This is a genomic window from Chelatococcus sp. YT9 (assembly GCF_018398315.1).
GTDB lineage: Bacteria > Pseudomonadota > Alphaproteobacteria > Rhizobiales > Beijerinckiaceae > Chelatococcus.
In genome coordinates this window covers 295,858-310,573 of sequence record NZ_JAHBRW010000001.1, presented here as the reverse complement: position 1 = coordinate 310,573, position 14,716 = coordinate 295,858, and the positions used below count along the sequence as shown (strand labels likewise).

The following is a 14,716-nucleotide window of genomic DNA, read 5'->3' as shown; positions in this document are numbered from 1 at the left end:
TATGGTCGAGTGATGGGCAACGATGGTCGCGCGCATCGCGATGCCGCCGGCCGCCATAGCGAGGGAGTGCAGCATGAAGATCGCGTTCTTGGGGCTCGGCGTGATGGGTTCGCCTATGGCGCGCCATTTGGCCGCGAAGGGCCATGAGGTCACCGTCTATAACCGCACGCTCGCAAAGGCCGAGGCCTGGGTGGCCGACAATGGCGGACGTCTGGGCCGGACCCCGGCGGAGGCTGCTGCCGGCCAGGACATCGTCATGAGCTGCGTCGGCAATGACAACGACCTGCGCGCCGTAATCCTCGGGGCCGACGGCGCCCTCTCGGCCATGCAGGAGGGCGCGATCCTCGTCGATCACACGACAGCATCAGCGGATGTCGCCCGTGAGATCGGGGCCGAGGCGGCGGAAAAGGGCGTCGGCTTCATCGACGCGCCGGTTTCCGGCGGCCAGGCTGGCGCCGAGAACGGGGTTTTGACCGTCATGTGCGGCGGCGACGGCGAGACCTATGCGCGGGCCGAACCGGCGATCCTCAGCTTCGCGCGCGCCTCGCGGCTGATGGGGCCGGTGGGCTCCGGGCAATTGACCAAGATGGTCAACCAGATATGCATCGCCGGCCTTGTGCAGGCCCTCTCCGAAGGGGTTCATTTCGCCCAGAACGCTGGCCTTGATGTCGAGGCGGTGCTCGATGTCATCTCCAAGGGCGCTGCCGGTTCCTGGCAGATGGAAAATCGCGGCAAGACCATGAACCAGGGGAAGTTCGATTTTGGCTTCGCCGTGGACTGGATGCGCAAGGACCTGTCGATCTGCCTGTCCGAGGCTCGGCGCAACGGCGCGACGCTGCCCGTGACCGCGCTCGTCGACCAGTTCTACGGCGAGGTTCAGAAGAACGGCGGCAGCCGCTGGGATACCTCGAGCCTGATCACGCGCTTGACCAAGGCGAAATGACGGGAGGGGAGCGAGACGCTAACCGGCCGTGAACATTGAAGATTGTCGGTGTTCATGGATCCTCTTCCCGGCTGCGCGCCGCCGAGGATGGCACGTGGTTTTCGGCTTGTGATCCCGGCGCCCTCACCCGGGCGCTGCGCGCCCGACCTCACCCCGGCGAGGAAAGGTGAATTTGCCATGAAGTGAATGGTGAGCGTTCCCTCTCCCATTAGGGTGAGGGTTCATCGGTAGGGACATGGCTTCCGGGGTCGATCAGAATGACTGCGACACCACAGCGGGGGAATGGCAAGCGATCAGCGTGACCGACCCCGTGCGTCCACCGGCATGAGGACGTCCGGTGCTCCGGGCCGCGTCATGAGAATCTCGTCGTGCAGGTTCACCACCACGCAGACGTGGTTTGGAATAATACGCACCGTCTCGCCAATCTCGGGACGTCCGGTGCACGCCGAGAGATCAACGATACCGTGTTCTTCGTTGAGCTTGACGATGACAGCCTCGGGATAGTCTCGCATCAGGCCATAGCCGCGCGCCGCCCCTCCCGGCGTCAGGTCACTGGAGAGGGTCTTGGAGCCCGCATCAATGATGGCGCGATCGGCGGTGGGTCGGCTCACCACGGTTGCCTCGATATGGAGGGCGCAGTCATCCAAAGTCGCCGCCCCCTGGTCCATGGTGTTGCGATCATTGTAGATGTATGTGCCGACCCGGAGTTCCGTGACCCCCGGCACCTCATGGGCATGGAAGGCCCGCGGCGTGCCGCCCGCTGAAACGGCCGGGATCGCGAGGCCCTCGGCTGCAAACAGCGATTTGGCGCTCGCGATGAACCCGGCCGCCTCAGGGCCGAGCGGATAGGTCATCAGGCCTCCGAAGGTGAGGCCCGGCGCGTCCGAGATCCTTTTCGCGAGAACGAGCGCATCGGAGGGGGAGCTCACGCCGGCGCGCTGCCCTCCGCTCTCGAACTCGATGAGGACACCGATCGGCGCGCCAGTGGCCCGCGCTGCCTCAGCGGCAGTGTCGATGGCGAGCGGATTGTCCGCCACGACCGCGAGCTTCGCCTTCCGCGCCAAGGCTGCAAGGCGCGCGGCTTTGACCGGGCCGATCAGCGGATAGGAAATCAGGATCTCGGTGATGCCGGCATCGATCATGATTTCGGCTTCGCCGAGTTTCTGGCAGGTGATGCCCACAGCGCCGAGCTCCATCTGCCATTTGGCGAGGCCTGGCATCTTGTGGGTCTTGATATGCGGCCTGAGCTTCAGTCCATGCTTGTCACAGTAGGCCTGCATGCGCTTCAGATTGGCCTCCACGATGGCGAGATCGACCACCGGCATCGGCGTGTCTTTGGCATGAGGCTGAAAATTCATGAGGCCATCTCCAATGCGGGGTTGTGCTTTATGGGCTGGTGCTTCATGTCGCGTCCGCCCGCGTTCTCCCTGCAGCATGTATGCTACATCTCCGAAGATACGCAGGCCACACCGCTTTGCGGCTTGATCTCGACAGCTCAACCTGCGAGTTGTTCGGCGACGAGTGGAGTGCGATCCGTCATGTGGCTTGCCAACATCGTGTCGACCCGGAAGCGAGCTGACTTCCTTTGCGCAAAGGTTGGCGGACAGCCTGCACCGATGCATCTACGGCGGGACGCATTCACTGTGTTGCGAGGCCTGTGCGTCGCAGCTGGCCTCGCCGTCATTCTGGCTGGCTGCGGGACCCCGAGAGGCGTGCTTGCGCCTGTGGCTGAAACGGTGCCGGGCGCTTCCAAAGTCTCGATGATCGTTGCCACGACTCGTCAGGCCGCCAATGATCCGGGCACCATGTTCACGGGTGAACGGGGCACGATGGCCTCCTTCGCTGAAATCACCGTGTCAATCCCGCCGGAGAACGCCCGCAAGGTGGGTGAGGTGCAGTGGCCTCGCAGCCTGCCCGGGAATCCCGCCACGGATTTCGTGACCCTGCAGGCTGAGCAGCTGACGCAGAAAGAAGCCATCGCCTGGTTCAGCCGTGCGGTGAAGAAGACCCCCAAGCGGCGCGTTCTCGTCTTCATTCACGGCTTCAACAACCGTTTTGAAGACGCGGTGTATCGCTTTGCCCAGATCATCCATGATTCCAACATGGACGTGACGCCGGTCCTGTTCACCTGGCCTTCGCGTGGCAGCATTCTCGCTTACGGCTATGACCGCGAGAGCAGCAACTATTCGCGTAACGCGCTCGAAAATCTGCTGCAATGGTTGGCGCGGGATCCGGCCGTCGGGGAAATATCGATCCTCGCGCATTCGATGGGCAACTGGGTCACGCTTGAAGCACTGAGGCAGATGGCCATTCGCAACGGGCATATCCCGTCGAAGATCCGCAATGTGATGCTGGCCGCGCCTGACGTCGATGTCGACGTCTTCCGCAGTCAGATGGTGGACATGGGCAAGCCCCGGCCCAATTTCACCCTGTTCGTCTCGCAGGACGACAGGGCTCTTGCCGTTTCCCGGCGTGTATGGGGCAATGTCAACCGCCTGGGCGCGGTCAATCCGGAGGTTGACCCCTATAAGCAAGAATTCGCTGACTATAAGTTCACCGTGCTCGACCTGACGAAGTTGAAAGGCGGCGATAGCCTCAATCACGGAAAATTCGCCGAAAGCCCGGAGGTTGTGCAGCTTATCGGCCAGCGTCTCGCGTCGGGTCAGACGATCACCGATTCCCGTTCCGGGCTCGGCGACCACATTATCGGCATGACGGCGGGCGCGGCGGCGACTGTCGGGACGGCGGCGGGGCTTGTGATCTCAGCCCCGGTTGCCATTCTCGACCCCAACACACGCGACAACTACGGCAACCACATGCAATCGCTCGGCGACAACCTCGCCGATACCACGAAATCGACCGGCGATCTTCTCACCAAAGCGCCTGCGGATGCCTTGCGTCAAAACCGGTAGTTCGGCTCCGGGATCAGCGTCCCCGGGCCTTGAGAGTCGGCACATGGTGCGCTAAAGCTTCGCGACCAGGCCGGGCCCCTCTGGCAGTTCGTCAACGGACTGTGATGTCGGACTGGACATCGGAACGGAGTGGCCTGAGACATTCGTCATCAGCTCATGCGACGTATCAAGCAGTGAGGGCTGGGTTGTCCCATCCCGGCTTTGAGGATCGCAGGCTGGCGATGCCGTCATCATCCTTGGCTACTCTTTCCAGCGAGGCGAAAGAGGACAACCATTGATGAGTGAGTTCTTTACGGGCGAAGCTCTTACCGCACTGCTCCAGGTTATCATGATCGACCTGGTGCTGGCCGGCGACAATGCCATCGTGATCGGCCTGGCTGCCGCCGGCCTTCCCAAGGATCAGCGTGCCAAGGCGATCCTTATCGGAATCGCCGCCGCGACCGTCTTGCGTATCATCTTCGCGGCTTTGACAACTCAGCTCCTGCAGATCGTTGGCCTTCTCCTGGCGGGCGGCATCCTGCTGCTCTGGGTCTGTTGGAAGATGTGGCGCGAGCTTCGCACCCCTCATGCTGAGGAGGAAGCTGCCGCCGAGGCGCTTGCCGACAAAGATCTCAACGCCGACGGCGCCATCGCCGGCGGAGCGCCGCGCAAGACATTCGCTCAGGCCGCTTGGCAGATCGTCATCGCTGACGTCTCCATGTCGCTTGACAACGTGCTGGCCGTGGCGGGCGCCGCCCGCGAGCATCCGGGCGTGCTGGTCTTTGGCCTTGCGCTGTCGATCGCCCTGATGGGCATTGCCGCGAGCTTCATCGCCAATCTGCTGCAGCGTTTCCGCTGGATCGCTTATGTCGGCCTTGCCGTCATCCTCTATGTCGCGATCGAGATGATCTATCGCGGTGCCCTCGAAGTCTGGCCGCTGGTCAACGGGGCGGCAACCTGAGCGAAGTCTGGGAAGCGTCAGGCTTCTCAGAGCGGCCTCCGATACACATTACGGCGATCCGGCACATCGGGTCGCCGTTTTCTTATGCCTGCCTGGGTGAGCCGGATAGAGGCAGCTTGGACGGAGTTCGCTCATATCGGATTTGCTTTAGAACGCATTGCTCAGGATGAAGAGCGCGCTCTTGATGAGCGCATAGAGCACCCCCGATACCACAACGGCCGACACGATGGTGGTCGCATAGCCGAGCAGAACGGCGATGCCGTCACGCTCCAGAATGCCGAGCGCAAAGAAGCAGATCGCCAGAGCGGGCAGCATGTTTCCGAGCGGAATTGGCAGAAACAGGATGATCGCAAGGCAGAGCGCGACAAGGCCGATGAAGCGTTCGGTGATCGCAAGAAGGCTGAGGCGCGGCTTGAGCAAGCGCTCGGAACGGGCGATCCAGGGCGCGAGCTTGTTGATGAGGGTTGCGAAATCCTGTCGCCTCATGGACCTGTCCGCGATGATCTTCGGCAGCCAGGGGTGGGGATAGCCGACCATGAGCTGCGCGGCGAGGAACAGCAGCGGGAGGCCGAGGATCGCGGACATGCCTGGCGGTGCCGGCATGACATTGGGTACGGCGAAGATGAAGAGCAGCGCACCAAAGGCCCGATCTCGTCCGATGGTCAGAAGATCGCGCAGGGAAATGCGATCACGCGACGCATCCTCGGCGATATCCTTGAGGATAGCCGATAGGCGGACAGGTTCGTGTTCTGCGGTCGCGTTGGCGGCGGTCGGAACGGGGATCAGTCTTCCCAGATGGCGGGGCTCGTCGCGAGGTACCTGACTTAGGTCATGCATCTAAAAGGGTGCTCCGGCGCGGCCGGTGGCGCGCCCACAAAAAAGGCACCGGACTTGCGGTGCCTCCCAACATCCCGAAGGACACTATTTGGATAAGCAGTCCCGACGATAGCCCGGGATCTTGACGATCCCGAGGCATCGCACAGGGATCCTGTCGTTATTCCTCACGCTGCCCGGTGAACTGCAGCAGAAGCTGGAAGAGGTTCACGAAGTTCAGGTAGAGCGAGAAAGCGCCGAAAACGGCCATCTTCTGCCGCGATTCATCGCTGAAATGTTCGGCGTAACGCTCCTTGATCGACTGCGTGTCCCAGGCGGTCAGGCCTATGAAGACGATCACGCCAATCACCGAGATGGCGAACTGCAGAGCGCTCGACGCAAGGAAAAGGTTCACGAGGCTTGCGATGATCACGCCGATAAGGCCCATGATCATGAACGAACCGAACTGCGAGAGATCCCGCTTCGTCGTGTAGCCATAGAGGCTCGTCGCGCCGAACATCGCGGCGGTGATGAAGAAGGTGCGGGCGATGCTCGTGCCGGTGAACACGAGGAACACTGACGCCAGCGACAGGCCCATCACCGCGCAGAAGGCCCAGAAGGCCATTTGCGCTGAGGCTGCCGACATCTTCTCGATGCGGAAGGAGAAGAAGAACACGAAGGCGAGCGGTGCCAACATCACCACCCACTTGAGCGGGGTCTGGAAGATCGGCACGTAGAGCGCGGGTGTTGTCCCGACCACATAGGACACGATGCCCGTGAGAACGAGCCCGAGGCACATGTAGTTGTAGACCCGCAGCATGTGCTGCCGAAGGCCCTCGTCGAAAATCGCACCACCGGCGCGGGCTGCGCCAGTCTGCCATGCGGGATTGGGGTTCATTCCGGTTGTCTCCTGGTAACCAATCAATAAAGGGCGTTGGCGAGCGTCCGCGCCGCCGCGACGAGCTCGCGGTCGGCGGGGCCGGTTAGCGCGTAAGCCATGTCGCCCATCTGCCAATAGGCGACGGTTTCCGCATTGCGCCGTGTCGCGGCCGGCGAGACCACGGCAAAGCTGTCCGCACGCGCCGCGAAGAGTGAGACACGCCCGAGGTCCTCGGCATCGAAAACGATCTCGACGCTCGAGCCGGCAGCGGCGGGAAGGATCTGGATATCGAGCACGCGCCAGCCAGCCGGCAGGACAGGCATGGCGAGCGCCGTCGAGGCGCGGATCGCGGCTGGATCATAGGTCGCGGTCGGCGGAGCGACCGTCATAGCCATCCGCGCGGCTTCGATCCGATGGGCCTTGACCGCATCATCCACAAAGGCCGCGGGTATGGGGGCGGCGGTGCTCGAAGAGCCTGTGACCTCGGCGTGAGCAATCCAGCCGGCGGCCGCGATCACTGCCGCGGTCGCGAAGCGACGCAGGCGGCTCAGTGCTCGCGCTCTCGCCAGGCCACGCTCCAGCCGCCGAGCCGTCTCCATGGTTTGGGGCCGCGCAAGGGATGAATGTTCCGCGAAGGCCAGACGCAGCTCGTCACGGGTGCGCATGTCAGCCATCACACGCGCAGCAGCCTCCGGATGCCGCGCCAGATGATCCTCCACCTCGATGCGGCGGTGCATATCGAGCTGACCGTCCACATAAGCGTTAAGGTCGTAGGTCGTGATCGGGTCAATGGGTCGAATCATCTGTTCCTCCCACTACGCGCAGATGATCAGGGCGTCCCGGCGTTGCCGGAGCCGTGGGGCCCTTGCCTTCCGAATGGACGGTCTTGTCAGCCGCCTGCTCGCCTTCCTCAAAACCGCGCAGGGTGGCTCGGGCTCGGCCGAGGCGCGACATCAGCGTGCCGACAGGGATGCCGAGCGTCGTGGCGGCCTCCTGGTAGCTCATGCCCTCGATGGCGACGAGGTGAAGCGCCATGCGTTGCTCGTCCGGCAAAGCCATGAAGGCTTGGCGGACCTGCGCAAGACGGACGGAATGCTCCTGCACTGGCGGCATGATTGTCTCGGCCGCTTCGGTGGCGCTGGTGATGCGCAGGGTGTCGGCGCGGGTCTTGCGGACGCCGTCGACGAAATGGTTGTGCAGGATAGCGAACAGCCACGTACGCAGGTTGCGACCGGCGCGGAAGCTGCTCTTCTTTTCGTAGGCCTTGACCAACGTGTCGTGCACGAGGTCTTCGGCGCTCGCCGCGTCGCGCGTGAGAGCGCGGGCGTAGCGCCGGAGCGCCGGGAGGAGACCGAGGACATTCATGCGGTTGGTATCGCGCGTCATGTCCCATATACGAAGCGCCCTCGCCCCTTAATCCCATGGACCTGAGATTTTTTTGCGATGGGACGCGGAAGGGGGGTCAACCCGTGCCGAGCAGCTCATCCTGACGGCGGCGGAGCTTCACGATCTCCATAGTCTCGTCCGGCCGGCAATTGTCATACGTCAGATAGTCTCCGGCCTGGATCGGCCGCGTCACGACTGCGCGCTCTGCGAGCCCGACAGGCAGAAGGCGGGCTTCGCGCGCGGCCGCGACCGTGGTGATCCAGCCGCGGTAGTGATCCTCGCCGATCTTGCCGAGCGTGACGCCCGGGGCGAGGTTCTCCTTGGCGAGCGCCCCGACTTCCGCGACTGGCCGCTCCAGCGGCACCATGTGGGGCTGATGATGCAGCACCAGCGAGGCGGCCGTCAGCGGCACCTCGAGGCTCGTGAGATGATAGGGGCGCATGAAGGTGAAATAGGGACCGTCCCCCATCTTCAGGTCCCGCATCCGCTCATGGATACGCGGATGCGGAGCCTTCACCACGACGAACACCCCGGGGGCGACGCCCTTGCCGACGGAGTAGTCGACGACGCCCGTGCGCGACAGGACACCGCCGTCCTCAATGGGGATCAGTGTCTTGGCAAGTTCCGGCACGGTCGCTGCCGGACCGTGCATGCCCGGCTTGTCGGGCACAAGACCGGTGGCATTGGCGATGGCCGCCATCTCGATCATCGTCTTGGAGCCGTCGACGAATTCGACGAGCATGCGCGGGTTCATGTTGCGGCGTGTGGCCTCCTCGATGTACTCGGCGGGCTTCGCGTCGAACTTGAGCGGATTGTTCTTGCCCTTGCCCGCCGCGATGATGGGATAGCCGAGGCTCTGCGCGAAGCGGATGAGTTCCATGGCGGCGGAGGGTTCATCACCGGCGCCGAGCGAATAGAGGACGCCGGCCTCTTCGGCCGCGCGCCGCAGGGACGCGCCCACGGTGACGTCGGCCTCCACATTCATCATCACGACATGCTTGCCGTGGCGCATGGCGGTCATCGCGAGCTCGGCCCCGACGCCGGGATTGCCGGTTGCGTCGATGATCACGTCAACCTGGTCGGCGGTGCAGGCGAGCGAGCCGTCCCCTGTGATGGCCATACGGCCGGCGCGGATGGCATCTTCCACGGCGCCTTTGCTGTCGGCGGCGCGTGCCGTGTCGTGGGACAGGCCCGCGACATCGAGCGCATGCCAGGCATGGTCGGTCCGCATCTCGGCAAGAACGGCGATCTCGATGCCGGGCATCAGCGAAACCTGGGTCACGATATCCGTCCCCATTTCGCCCGCACCGATCAGGCCGACACGTACCGGCCGCCCCTCCGCCTGGCGTTTCGCCAAATCCGTCGTGAGGTCCGCGTTGACGCCTTGCTTATCAGCTTTGCCCGTGGTCATGGCACTCCCCATGGCGCTTCCCATGCGTCTACACCTTGTACATGCACGCCGTGATCCGCACCGGTTGGACCGACATGCTTTGTTGGCCTGCGTGTTTAGCTCTGCCATGGCACGACGGGCAGGGCAACGCAAAGGCCGCCTCACTCATCCGCCTATTCGGTCCGCGTCAATGCGGGTTTTGCGCTCGATTGGTCTGGAGGCTGCTGTGCAAACCCGCTAGTTGTTGGCAATCACCGGGCTGCTTCAGCGCCAATCCCCACGCTCACCTTGGCTGAATGACAGGTTGATGACTGTCGCCAAACTGTAATGCGAAACGCCGTATAAGGCGGCACGATCATGACGGGAGATATCCATGTCGCTGAGATTTTCGGCCCTGTTCGCGGCCGTCGCTGCCTGTGCCCTGGCGTTGGGCCCTGGAACCGCCTCGGCCCAGTCGGGCAAGATCACGCTCTATACGTCACAGCCGGATGCCGACGCGGCCAAGACGGTTGAAGCCTTCAAGAAGGCTTACCCGAATGTCGAGGTCGACATTTTCCGCTCCGGGACCGTCGAGGTGATGTCCAAGCTTGCCGCTGAGTTCGCAGGCGGCCAGCCGGGGGCAGACGTACTGCTCATCGCCGATGCTGTTTCCATGGAAGCCCTGAAGCGCGATGACCGCCTCATGAAATATGACGCGGCCAAGGTCGACGGCCTGCGCGCGGGCTCCTTCGACAAGGACAAGACCTATTTCGGCTCCAAGCTGATCACGACCGGCATCGCCTACAACACGGCTGCCGCCAAGAAGCCGACCTCCTGGACCGATCTCGCCGATCCGGCGCTGAAGGGCCAGATCGTCGCGCCGAGCCCGCTCTATTCGGGCGCTGCCGCCATCATGCTGTCGGCTTTCGCCGCCCGTCCCGATCTCGGCTGGAAGTTCTTCGACGCGCTGAAGACCAACGACGCCGTCACCGTCCGCGGCAATGGCGCCGTGCTGAAGTCCGTCGCTGGCGGCGAAAAGGCCTATGGCGTGCTCGTCGACTTCATGGCCTTGAATGCAAAGGCCAAGGGTTCGCCGGTGGAGTTCGTCTTCCCCAAGGAAGGCGCGCCTGCGGTCACCGAGCCTGTCGCCATTCTCAAGGCCACCAAGAACCCCGAGGCCGCCAAGGCTTTCATCGACTTCATCCTGTCCGACGACGGCCAGAAGCTCGCCGTGTCGCAAGGCTACATCCCGGCCAAGGAAGGCATTCCTAACCCCGCTTGGTTGCCTGAGGGCACCGAGATCAAGCTGATGCCGATCGATATTCAGGCCGTGCTCTCTGCGACCGAAGCCGATAAGAAGCGCTTCGCCGAGATGTTCGGCGGCTGATCAGCAGCAGTAGAGGCGCTTTCGTTTCATGAGCCTGGTTGCGGACAATTCGGGACGTCGCCAGGATCGCATTCTCTTCGCGGTGCTCTGCGTTGTCATCGGGCTCTTGTCCCTGATGCCGCTGGCGCGGCTTCTGTTTGAGGCCTTCGCGCCGGGCGGCGCGCCGTCCCTGAGGGCGTTGACCGCCACTCTCGCCAACGCCAACACCTGGACGGCCACCCTCCACAGCCTCGAAACCGCCATCGGCGGCACTGTGATCGCCGTCGTCCTGGGGACCGTTGTGGCCCTGGTGGTTGCGCTCACCGACATACGCGGCCGCAACGCCTTCGTGCTGTGCTTCGTGCTCCCGCTGATGATCGCGCCGCAGGTGACCGCGCTTGCCTGGCTGCAGGTGGTCGGGCCGGCGAGTCCGCTGCTCAAGCTCCTTGGCCTTGCCCCGCCTATCGGCGCGCGCAACCCTCTCTATTCGCGCGAGGGCATCATTCTGCTCCTCGGCATCCAATATGCGCCGCTCGTCTTCCTGACGCTGCGCGCCGGCCTGCGCAGTCTGCCGCGCGAACTCACGGAGGCCGCGCGGGCGGCCGGCGCCGGCCGCTTCTTCATCCTGCGCACGATCATCCTGCCCCTGATGACGCCGGGCCTGGTCGCGGGCACGGCGCTCGCCTTCGTCTCCTCGATCGGTAACTTCGGCATCCCAGCCTTTCTCGGAATTCCTGGCCGCTATGTCGTTTTGCCGACGCTGATCTACCAGCGGCTCTCAGGCCTGGGGCCGTCCGTCCTGTCGGAGGTGGCGGTTTTGTCCATGCTCATCGGCGTCATCGCCATGGCTGGCATCATTCTGCAGGACGTCATGCTGCGCCGGCGCGACTTCCGTCACAACGACGTCCATCACCGCACGGCCTTTCACCATGGGGAGGTGGCGGCTTCCCGTCGAGGCGGCGCTCTGGGGGATCGCCCTCATCGTCCTCGTCCTGCCGATGGTCGGGCTGTTCCTCACCTCGCTGGTGCCGGCGTTCGGTGTGCCGCTCAATGCGACCACCGCCACGCTTGGCAACTATGCCTTCGTGCTGTTCGAGCATGCGGCGGCCAAGCGCGCCTTCTTCAACAGCTTCTCGCTGTCGGCCGTCGCGGCTGTCGTCATCATGTTCCTGTCCGTGCCGCTCGGCTATTTCCTGGTGTGGCGGCGCTCGCCTCTCCTGCGGGCACTGAACGTCCTCGTGGAACTGCCCTATGCCTTGCCGGGCGTGGTGCTGGCCATCGCGGCAATCCTCATCTTCCTCAAGCCGCTGCCCATCCTCGGCGTGAGCCTCTACGGCACCATCTGGATCATCCTCTTCGCCTATCTCGCGCGGTTCCTGGTGCTCGGCCTGCGCCCCGCGATGTCAGGCTATCATCAGGTGGACCGGGCGCTGGAGGAGGCTGCGCAGGTGGCGGGTGCCGGCCTCGTCTATAGGCTTCGCACCGTGATCTTCCCGCTCGTGGCGCCGGCGGCGACGGCGGGCGCGTTGCTGGTCTTCCTCACGGCCTTCAACGAGCTCACGGTCTCCGCCCTGCTGTGGTCATCGGGCTCGGAAACCCTGGGTGTCATCGTCTTTTCCTTCGAGCAGGCCGGCGATTCCAACTATGCGGCGGCGGTCGCTGTGCTCACGGTGCTGGTCACGCTGGTCCTGATGCTGGCGACGCTCGCCTTTGCTAAGCGCATTCCTCCTGGAGTCCTGCCGTGGCGCGACTGACCATAGACACCGTCACGAAGGATTTCGGGCCGTTCAAGGCGCTCGATCGCGTCAGCCTCGACGCGGCCGACGGCGAGTTCATCGCCGTCCTGGGACCCTCGGGCTGCGGCAAGACCACGCTGCTGCGGCTGATCGCCGGCTTTGACGAGGTGACCGGCGGGACGATCCGCATCGGGGATCGCCTGGTCTCCTCAGCCGCCGCCCATGTCGCGACGGAGCTGCGCCGCGTCGGCATCGTCTTCCAGAACTATGCGCTGTGGCCGCATATGAGCGTTGCGGAGAATGTCGGCTACAGCCTGCGCGTCGCCGGTGTGCCCCCGGCCGAGAGGAGCCGACGCGTGGAGGAGGCCCTGGCGCTGGTCGATCTCGTGGGCTTCGGCGACCGCCGGCCTGCGAACCTCTCCGGCGGCCAGCGCCAACGTGTGGCGCTCGCGCGCTGCCTCGTCGCGGCGCCGTCGCTCGTCCTGCTCGACGAGCCGCTCGCCAACCTCGATGTCCACCTGCGGGCGGCCATGGAGGACGAGTTCGCGGCCTTCCACCGCCGCACGGGCAACACGATGATCTACATCACCCATGATCAGGCGGAGGCAATGGCACTCGCCGACCGCATCGCGGTGATCGACCACGGGCGCCTGATGCAGCTCGCTACGCCGAGCGAACTCTACCGCGAGCCGGCCAATGCCATGGTGGCCTCCTTTATCGGCCACGGCATGGTGCTGCCGCTCACCAATATCCTCCCCGAGGGGGAGGGGCGGGCGCGGGCACGCCTCTTCGGCCGCGAGCTGATGCTCCGCTGCGCCAGGGACCAACGCGCGGCCGGGCAGGGCGAGCTCTGCGTGCGCGCCGGTGATCTCGCTCTGGCTGATGCAGGCGGCGAAGGCCTCGCCTGCCGCGTCACCCGCGTCGTCTATCGCGGCGGCCTGTTCCGTGTCGAGGCGGCGGTGGACGCCGCAGACGATCGGATCCTTTCGCTCGACGTGCCGGAGCCGGCCACCGTCGAGGTGGGCGATGCCGTGACCATCACGGTGAAGCCGGGACAGGGCTGGGCAATACCGACGGCAGGGGCGAGGGTCGCCGCATGAAGCTCAGGCTCTATGGAGGTTTCGGTGAGAAAGGGCGCACCAGCTTTGGCATCGAGAGTGCGTCGACAAGCCTGATCATCGACGTCGGCATCAACACCAATGCCCCGCGCGACGTCGATTGGGAGCGCGCTTACCATCCTGTCATCAGCCCGGCGGATCTGGTCACTGCCGATGCCCTCCTTATCACTCACGCCCATGAGGATCACCTCGGGGCTCTCGGCTGGTGCCTCCGCCACGGCTTTCGCGGCCGCATCCTGATGACGGCGGAAACGCGCGCCGATATGCCGGCCTGTCTGAGGGACTATGCCCAACCTACTGACGCGGCCCTCGCCCTGGCCGCGCCGATCTCGCTCATCGCGCCGGGCGAGGCGTTGACGATCGGCGATCTCACCATCACCACGGGGCGCAATGGCCATGTGGTCGGCGGGGTCTGGTGCCTCGTCAACGGGGAAGGACAGCGGGTGCTCTATTGCGGCGACGTCGTACCGAAGAGCAGCGTTTTCGCCTATAACGCGCCACCGCCTGCCGACGTGGTGCTCTTCGATGCGTCCTACGGCGATGACGATGTACCGCCGGCCGCTCGGGCCGCGGCGGTCGTGGACTGGGTTGCCGCGCATCCACGCTGCCTCCTGCCCGTGCCGCTGTCCGGCCGCTCGCTCGAGCTTCTGGCACTGCTCCCGCCGCTCGCCTTGGCGCCGGGCCTGCGTGATGCGCTTAAGGCGCAGATCGGCGACGCGCGATGGCTCTGGCCGGGTCTGCAGGCCGGGCTAGCCGGCAAGCTCGAAGAAGCCGTCGACTGGAGTGAAGGCGAGAGCTGGCCCGACCGGCCGCTCCTGACCCATGATGCAATGGGCCTCGGTGGGCCGGCGGCGGATCATCTGCCGCGCGCTGCTCGGGATGGGCTGCCGATGCTGTTCACAGGGCATGTGCCGGCGGCAAGCCCGGCGCATGCGATCCGCCAAGCGGGGCAGGCGGACTGGCTGCGCCTGCCGACGCATCCCACCTGGTCGGAGAACGTGGCCATCGTCACGGCAAGCGGCGCGCGGCTCAGCCTCGGCCATTCCTGCGACCGGGCCGGCCTCGTGGCCATGGCCGGCCGCCTTCCGACGCTTGATCCCGAGCCCCGTACCGGCGATCTCATTGCCTTGTGACGGCAGCCGAGCGCCGGTGTAATCTTTAACGTGCGGTCGGAGCCCGCTAAACTCAGCCAGGGCTGGAGCAAGTCCATCTGTTGCGGACTTTGCTCCGCTCAAGAGTAGACGACCCGACGC

The 14,716-nt window shown here is 64.6% G+C and carries 12 protein-coding genes and 1 pseudogene; 7 read left to right on the top strand and 6 right to left on the bottom strand.

The window, feature by feature from the left end; all coding sequences use genetic code 11:
• Positions 1-73: 73 nt before the first annotated feature.
• On the top strand, positions 74-943 hold the full coding sequence (locus tag KIO76_RS01360; RefSeq protein ID WP_213321125.1) for an NAD(P)-dependent oxidoreductase: 870 nt from the start codon (positions 74-76) through the stop codon (positions 941-943).
• A gap of 293 nt (positions 944-1,236) precedes the next feature.
• Here KIO76_RS01360 and KIO76_RS01355 read toward each other — a convergent pair whose 3' ends face one another.
• Positions 1,237-2,301 carry an alanine racemase gene (locus KIO76_RS01355; protein ID WP_213321124.1) on the bottom strand — a complete coding sequence of 355 codons (1,065 nt, stop codon included), beginning with the start codon at positions 2,299-2,301 and terminating at the stop codon, positions 1,237-1,239.
• 258 nt (positions 2,302-2,559) lie between these two features.
• On the opposite strand from KIO76_RS01355, the gene KIO76_RS01350 reads away from it, so the two are divergent.
• Positions 2,560-3,855, top strand: coding sequence for an alpha/beta hydrolase (locus KIO76_RS01350; RefSeq protein ID WP_213324932.1), 1,296 nt, complete (start codon positions 2,560-2,562; stop codon positions 3,853-3,855).
• Between the two features lie 277 nt (positions 3,856-4,132).
• The gene (locus KIO76_RS01345) at positions 4,133-4,795 is read left to right on the top strand and encodes a TerC family protein (protein ID WP_213321123.1); all 663 of its coding nucleotides are present in this window, start codon (positions 4,133-4,135) and stop codon (positions 4,793-4,795) included.
• Positions 4,796-4,942: 147 nt separating this feature from the next.
• Here KIO76_RS01345 and KIO76_RS01340 read toward each other — a convergent pair whose 3' ends face one another.
• The 5 genes from KIO76_RS01340 to KIO76_RS01320 form a co-directional block, all read right to left on the bottom strand.
• A complete protein-coding gene (locus tag KIO76_RS01340) occupies positions 4,943-5,632 on the bottom strand; it encodes an exopolysaccharide biosynthesis protein (RefSeq protein ID WP_213321122.1) in 690 nt (229 codons plus the stop codon).
• A gap of 157 nt (positions 5,633-5,789) precedes the next feature.
• Complete coding sequence (locus KIO76_RS01335; RefSeq protein WP_213321121.1) at positions 5,790-6,506, bottom strand: Bax inhibitor-1/YccA family protein; 717 nt, start codon at positions 6,504-6,506, stop codon at positions 5,790-5,792.
• Positions 6,507-6,529: 23 nt separating this feature from the next.
• The gene (locus tag KIO76_RS01330; protein ID WP_213321120.1) at positions 6,530-7,291 is read right to left on the bottom strand and encodes an anti-sigma factor family protein; all 762 of its coding nucleotides are present in this window, start codon (positions 7,289-7,291) and stop codon (positions 6,530-6,532) included.
• Positions 7,275-7,874 (bottom strand): sigma-70 family RNA polymerase sigma factor, encoded by a 600-nt coding sequence (locus KIO76_RS01325; RefSeq protein WP_213321119.1) that lies wholly within the window; start codon positions 7,872-7,874, stop codon positions 7,275-7,277. Before KIO76_RS01325 ends, KIO76_RS01330 begins: the two co-directional genes overlap by 17 nt.
• A gap of 76 nt (positions 7,875-7,950) precedes the next feature.
• Positions 7,951-9,285 (bottom strand): NAD(P)H-dependent oxidoreductase, encoded by a 1,335-nt coding sequence (locus tag KIO76_RS01320; RefSeq protein ID WP_213321118.1) that lies wholly within the window; start codon positions 9,283-9,285, stop codon positions 7,951-7,953.
• A 352-nt stretch (positions 9,286-9,637) separates the two neighbouring features.
• On the opposite strand from KIO76_RS01320, the gene KIO76_RS01315 reads away from it, so the two are divergent.
• From KIO76_RS01315 to KIO76_RS01300, 4 genes and pseudogenes are all read left to right on the top strand, one after another.
• Entirely contained in the window at positions 9,638-10,630 is a 993-nt protein-coding gene (locus tag KIO76_RS01315) for an ABC transporter substrate-binding protein (protein ID WP_213321117.1), read from the top strand.
• 28 nt (positions 10,631-10,658) lie between these two features.
• Positions 10,659-12,363 (top strand): annotated as a pseudogene (locus KIO76_RS01310) (ABC transporter permease).
• On the top strand, positions 12,351-13,445 hold the full coding sequence (locus KIO76_RS01305; RefSeq protein ID WP_213321116.1) for an ABC transporter ATP-binding protein: 1,095 nt from the start codon (positions 12,351-12,353) through the stop codon (positions 13,443-13,445). Before KIO76_RS01310 ends, KIO76_RS01305 begins: the two are co-directional and overlap by 13 nt.
• Complete coding sequence (locus KIO76_RS01300; protein ID WP_213321115.1) at positions 13,442-14,596, top strand: MBL fold metallo-hydrolase; 1,155 nt, start codon at positions 13,442-13,444, stop codon at positions 14,594-14,596. Before KIO76_RS01305 ends, KIO76_RS01300 begins: the two co-directional genes overlap by 4 nt.
• Positions 14,597-14,716 lie beyond the last annotated feature (120 nt).